At 77.4% G+C, this 5,686-nt stretch carries 5 protein-coding genes; 3 read left to right on the top strand and 2 right to left on the bottom strand.

Features of this window, described 5'->3' with window-relative positions; translation table 11 throughout:
- On the bottom strand, window positions 1-583 hold a 583-nt coding region (locus IE312_RS42585), incomplete at its 3' end, for a helicase-associated domain-containing protein (protein ID WP_229900628.1).
- 174 nt (window positions 584-757) lie between these two features.
- Here IE312_RS42585 and IE312_RS30705 point away from each other — a divergent pair.
- Window positions 758-1,297, top strand: a complete 540-nt coding sequence (locus IE312_RS30705; RefSeq protein WP_189985529.1) for a hypothetical protein — start codon at window positions 758-760, stop codon at window positions 1,295-1,297.
- A 23-nt stretch (window positions 1,298-1,320) separates the two neighbouring features.
- On the opposite strand, the gene IE312_RS30700 is transcribed toward IE312_RS30705, so the two are convergent.
- Window positions 1,321-3,873 carry a helicase-associated domain-containing protein gene (locus tag IE312_RS30700; protein ID WP_189985528.1) on the bottom strand — a complete coding sequence of 851 codons (2,553 nt, stop codon included), beginning with the start codon at window positions 3,871-3,873 and terminating at the stop codon, window positions 1,321-1,323.
- A 97-nt stretch (window positions 3,874-3,970) separates the two neighbouring features.
- Here IE312_RS30700 and IE312_RS30695 point away from each other — a divergent pair, with 97 nt between their 5' ends.
- Together IE312_RS30695 and IE312_RS30690 are read left to right on the top strand one after the other, a co-directional pair.
- The gene (locus IE312_RS30695; protein WP_189985527.1) at window positions 3,971-4,957 is read left to right on the top strand and encodes a hypothetical protein; all 987 of its coding nucleotides are present in this window, start codon (window positions 3,971-3,973) and stop codon (window positions 4,955-4,957) included.
- Window positions 4,958-5,065: 108 nt separating this feature from the next.
- A partial coding sequence (locus IE312_RS30690) for an HAD family hydrolase (RefSeq protein ID WP_189985526.1) occupies window positions 5,066-5,686 on the top strand: 621 nt, incomplete at its 3' end.

The following is a 5,686-nucleotide window of genomic DNA, read 5'->3' as shown; positions in this document are numbered from 1 at the left end:
CGTGCCAGAAGTTCTCCACGGCCTGCTTCTGGTAGGGGCGCAGCGCCCAGCCGTCCTCCAGCAGCTCGATCGGGTGCGCCTCGCCGTCGACGTACCCGGCGAGGTCCTCGGCCGGCCAGCCGAGCTTGAGCAGCGTCTGCTTGATCTGCCCGCGCTCGGACGGGTGCACGGCCACGGTGTCCGGGTCGATCCGGGTGCCGACCAGCGGGGCGATCCGCTTGGACTTCAGCACCTCCTCCAGCACCGGCCGGTCGGTGGTGGTGAGGACGAGTCCGTGCGCGGGGTGCTTGGAGAGGGTGAGCCGGCCGTAGCGGTCCATCGTCTCGGCGATGTCCACGAGCAGCGCGTGCGGCACGGGGTAGCGGCTGTACTCCACGAGGGCGTCCACGACCTGCTCGGCGTCGTGCCCCGCGGCGCGCGCGTTCCACAGGCCGAGCGGCGTGACGCGGTAGGTGTGGATGTGCTCGGGTGCCCGCTCCAGCTCGGCGAAGGGCGCGATGGCCCGCCGGCAGTCGTCGGCCCGCTCGTGGTCGACTTCCAGGAGCAGGGTCTTGTCGGACTGGACGATCAGCGGACCATTCACGCGCGGCACACCCTTCCATGACGGCCAAACGTCCAGTGTGCCTCATGCGGCCGGGGGCTCCACGGCCGCAAGATCGGCGGCGGCGGAGAGCGCCGGGTGCAACCCCCTCGGCCCGTCGTGAGTCCTCACCCAGGAAAGGCGGCGCGGGCGCGCGGCCGGGTGAGGAGCGCAGGCATGTCGGCACGGAGGTGGGCCGTCGGCACCGGAGCGGTGGTGGTGCTGGTGGCCACCGGCACCTGGGCGGCGCGGCCGGGGAGCGTCGACACCCGGCTGTGGGACCAGGTACGGCCGCTCATCGAGGCCCGGCTCGCGGCGGACAGCGACGGCACCGGCTACGGCGGGGAGGTGCCCACGCTGCACGCGCGCTGGTTCTGCCGGGCCGAGGCGCTCGACCTGGCCGAACGCGGCGGCGAGGTGCGCGCGGGCGTCGACACGCTGTGCCTGGAGTACGGGGTGCGCGAGGGCGGCCTGGTGGAGTGCAGCGGCGGACAGGGCCCGCAGGTGCTGCGGCTGGAGCGGGACCCGCACGGCGGTTACCGGGTGGTCTCCCGGGAGGCACCGCCCGACGGCGCCGGCAACGCGGAGTGGACGGAGGCCCACTTCGGCTTCTTCGCCCGGGCCGCGCTGGACGACGCGATGCCCTCCGACGCCCTGGAGAACGCCGCCCGCGCGCACTTCGGCCTGCCCGCCGACGCACCGGTCGGGGACTGCTAGGGGGTGCCTGGACCGCCGCGGTCTCAGTCGTCCGCCAGCTCCGCGACTCCGGTGATCCGGTGCAGCGGGTAGGTGCGCACCTCGTCGGCCGTGTGGTCGTACGCCGTCACGAAGCCGCCCTCCACCCGGACCGGGGCGATGACCCGCTGGCTGGCGGCGCCGTCGGCGTTGACGTAGCCGATCCACACCGAGTCGCCGGTCAGCACGGCGGCCTGCATGGTGGCCAGGGTGTCGGCGGCGGAGGTGCGGGGCGGCTCGCCGCCCGTCAGGGGCTCGCCGACGGGCTTGCGCGGGGCGGTGGCGGCCAGGTCACCGGCCCGGATCGCGCGGATCGCCGCCGTGAGCAGCGTGGCGTCGGGCGGCGGCGGGCCGTCCGGCACCGGCTCGGGCGCGGTGCGCGGCGGGCTGCGGTGGGCGTGCGCCCGGGTGATCAGGACATCGCCCTCGGCGGACTCGGCGGCGGGCGCGTACCCCATCGCGCGCAGCCCCTCCAGCAGCGCCGCCGGGTCGGACTGGGTGGCCAGCACGGTCGGCGCGAGGCGGCGCAGGCGCAGGGCGGCGGCCCGCTTGTCGGCGAGGATCTCGTTCAGCAGCGCGTCGTCGTCGCACCGGACGTATGCCGAGGCCGCGCCGACCCGCAGGTGGCCGTGCCGGCGGGCCACGTCGTCGATCAGGTAGGCGAGCGGCTGCGGCACCGGGGTGCGGGAGTGCTCGGCGAGGAAGGCGTGCAGGTCGGCGGCGGTCCGGCCGGCGTCCAGGGCACGGCGCACGGACGCCGGTGTGAACCGGTACACGGTCGCGCCGCCCTTGGACTCCACGTCCGCGAGCACCCCCAGCACGTCCGCGAGCGGCCGCCGCAGCGGACCGGGCGCGACCGCGGTCAGGTCCGCCTGGAGCAGGACGTGGTCCAGCGGTTCCGGCAGCAGCGGGGCTAGCAGCCGGGCGGCGGCGGCACCCGCGGCGGCCTGCTCGGCGGCGGGCAGGGGCAGGAGCCTGTCGGGCGCCCGGTGGTGGTGCACGGGGAGCTTGTCCCCGGGGCCGGCGGGCTCGGCCGGGCCGGGCGCCGCCGGTGCGGCCTCCGCGGCCGCCGGCGCGCCCAGCAGCGCGCGGCCGTGCGCCGCCAGCGCGCCTCGCCCGGTCACGCCCAGCAGCTCCGCCTCGGACAGCGTCCAGCGGGCGAGCCGGGTGCGCAGGTCGTCGTCGTCGCCGTCGCGCCGGGCCCCGCGCAGCGGCCGCTCCCAGCGCAGCCGGGCCAGCACCGACTCGGGGCCCGGGGCCCCGCCCCGGGGCAGACCGGCCAGCAGGGACAGCACCCGGTGCCGTATCTCCGGCGCGGCGGACCGGTCCAGGCCGGGGCCGAGCGCCGCCAGGGTCCGGTCCTTGGCGTCCCGGCCGCCGACCAGCCCCGGCGCCCGGGTGGCCGCCAGCCAGGCCTGGGCGAGCCGGGCCCACCGCTCGGCGGGCGGCTGCTCCAGCCAGTCGTCGTAGGCGGGGGTGGCCGCGTACCGCTCGTCGGCCTCGCCGTCGGGGGCGATCAGGCCGGCCGCGTAGGCCAGCTCGGTCCAGAACGCGGCGACCGGCTCCGACACGTCCAGGGCGACGGCGGTCCGCTTCAGGTCCCGGACGCTCAGCCCGCCCGCCCGCAGCACCGCCGGACCGCCCTCGTCCCAGTCCTTCAGCAGCTCCTCCACGGTGGCCAGCGCGGTGTACGCCTGCCCGGCCGCCGTGGCGTCCACGACCTGGGGGCTGTGCGTCGCGGCCGGGGCCACGGCGGGCGGCAGCGGCTCGGGCACCCGGTGGGCGCGGCCCTCCCGCAGGTGCAGGGCGACCTCCCGGGGCAGGACGACCGTCCCGGGCGCGGTCGGCAGCAGCAGGCCGCGGTCGAGCAGCCAGCGCAGGTGGGCCGCCGGATCCGCGGTGACCTGCCCGTACGGCGGCCCCCACACCAGCCGGGACAGCACCTCGCGCGCCGCCTCCGGGGCCCCGGCGAGCAGCTTCGCCATCTTCTTGCGGTGGCTGAACAGCGCGCTCAGCGCGGTCACCGCGGACACCGAGTCGTGCGTCGACGGCAGCCCGGCCGCCGTGACGATCTCCTGGATCCGCCCCGGCGACATGCCCGCGGTGGCCTCCTGCACGGTCGGCCCGAGACCGGTGGGCGACGGGTGCTGCGGGGACGGCGCGAGCAGCTCGCGGGCGGTGCGCACCAGCCGCAGCCGGTCGTCGCCGCCCCACACCAGCGCCTGCTCGCGCAGGGTGGCGAGGGCCCTCGGCAGCGCGCCGGCCACCGTCGAGTCCCCGGCGTCCCCGGCCATCAGCCCGAGCAGCACGGCGTACGACGCCGGGTCCGGGGCCACGGCCAGCGCCTCCGCCGTCTGCAACGCGAACCGGTCCAGCCGCTCCAGCGCGCGCAGCACCGAGGCGCGGGTCCCGGCGCGGGTGGCGAGCTGGGTGAGGTCGGTGGGGACGGGGGTGATGAGGTCGGGGCGGCTGCGCAGCAGGGCGGCCAGGGACGCGTCGTCCCGCGCGCGGAGCGCCTCCGCGAGGGACCGAGGGGCTGAGTGGGCCTCGGGGCTCATCCGGCCAACGTTAGCGGACTTCCCCGTGCCGGGGGCGTCCGCGGGAAGCGGTACCGTCCTCACCGGGGTTTCAGTCGGCGCACCCCGGAGGGGTCCCGTGGGCATCGAGAGCGACCAGGTCGTCTACGAGTATCTGAGCCGCGTCGGAGACATCGCTCAGCAGCGGCAGCTGCCGTCCGCGACGCGGATGCGGCTCGTGTCGGAACTGCGCAACGAGATCGACCGGCACCGGGCGCAGACGACGGTGGACTCGCCCGCCGCCGTCCGCCGCATCCTGGACCGCCTGGGCAGCCCCGACGAGGTGGTCGCCGCGGCCGGCGGCACCGGCGGCGGCCCGCAGCCGCCGCCCACCGCCGTACCGGCCCAGCCCTCCTCGGGGGAACGCGCGCCGGAACCGGCGCGGCAGCGGCCCAAGGGGCTGCGCCGGGTGGTCCCGCGCCCCCGCCCCGCCGAACCCGCCCCGCCGGCCCCGCGCGACGGCGCCGCCCCGCCGCACCTCGCTCCCGCGCACGAGCTGGGGGACGCCACGGCAGGGCCCGACTGGTGGCGGGTCGCCGCCGGGGGCCCGCTGGGCGACACCGACCCGGTGCCGGGGTTCGTCGGCGGTGTGGAGATCCCGGAACTGCTCAGGCGCCCCCCGCAGGCGGCGCCCGCCGAGCGGTCCGAGCCCGTGGCGGAACCCGTGCCGCAGGCGGAGCCGGAAGCCGCGCCCGCTCGGCGCCGGCGCCTCCTGCCGCTCCCCGCCGCCGGCTGGACCAACCCCCTGCTGCTGCTGGCCGCCGCCGCGCTGGTCGCCGGGGCCGTGCTCGGCAACTGGTTCGCGCTGCTGCTGGGCTGGGCGATCGCCTACGGCTCGCGCCGGCTGACGGCCGCGGAGACGAAGTGGGCGGTGATGGTCCTGCCGGGCACGGCGGTCGCGGCGGGACTGGTGTGGCTGTGGGGCCGCCATGAGGGCCGCTGGGGCGAGCCGATCGCCCAGGGCCACATGAACGACGCGGTCGGCGACACCTGGCCGTGGGTGGTCAGGGGCGCGGCGCTGGCCTCGGCGGCGTACCTGGTCTGGCGCTCCCAGCGGGCCCGGTAGCGGCCCGTGCCTCTCGGGTGGGCGAGCGGCAGCTTGGTCAGGGGCGCGGGGAACTGCGCGACCGGCCCCCACATGCCCGCACCCGGCATGCGAGTGGCACCCGGCAGAATGACCCCCATGGCCTCCACCCTGACCGTCGGTTTTGACCTCGACATGACCCTCATCGACTCCCGGCCCGGCATCCGTGCGTGCTACGCGGCGCTGGCCGAGCGGACGGGCACGTTCATCGACGCCGACCTGGCGGTGACCCGGCTGGGCCCCCCGCTCGCGGAGGAGCTGATCCACTGGTTCCCGGCCGAGGACGTGCCGGCGATGGCCGGTCTGTACCGGGAGATGTACCCCTCCATAGCGATCGCCGCGACGCCCGCGATGGCCGGCGCCCGGGAGGCGCTCGACGCGGTGCGGGCGGCCGGCGGCCGGACGATGGTGGTGACGGCGAAGTACGAACCGAACGCCAGGCTGCACCTGGAACACCTCGGCATCGAGCCGGACGTGCTCGTCGGTGACCTGTGGGCCGAGCAGAAGGCGGCGGCGCTGCGCGAGCACGGCGCCGGCGTGTACGTCGGCGATCACGTCGGGGACGTCCGGGGTGCCCGCGCGGCGGGTGCGTTTTCGGTCGCCGTGGCGACCGGCCCGTGCCCGGCCGGCGAGCTGCGGGAGGCCGGCGCGGACGTCGTGCTGGGCGACCTGTCCGACTTCCCGGCGTGGCTCGGCGGTTACCGGGAGGCG

The sequence above is a fragment of the Streptomyces capoamus genome (assembly GCF_014654935.1).
Taxonomy (GTDB): Bacteria; Actinomycetota; Actinomycetes; order Streptomycetales; family Streptomycetaceae; genus Streptomyces; species Streptomyces capoamus.
This window is presented reverse-complemented; position numbering and strand designations above follow the sequence as displayed.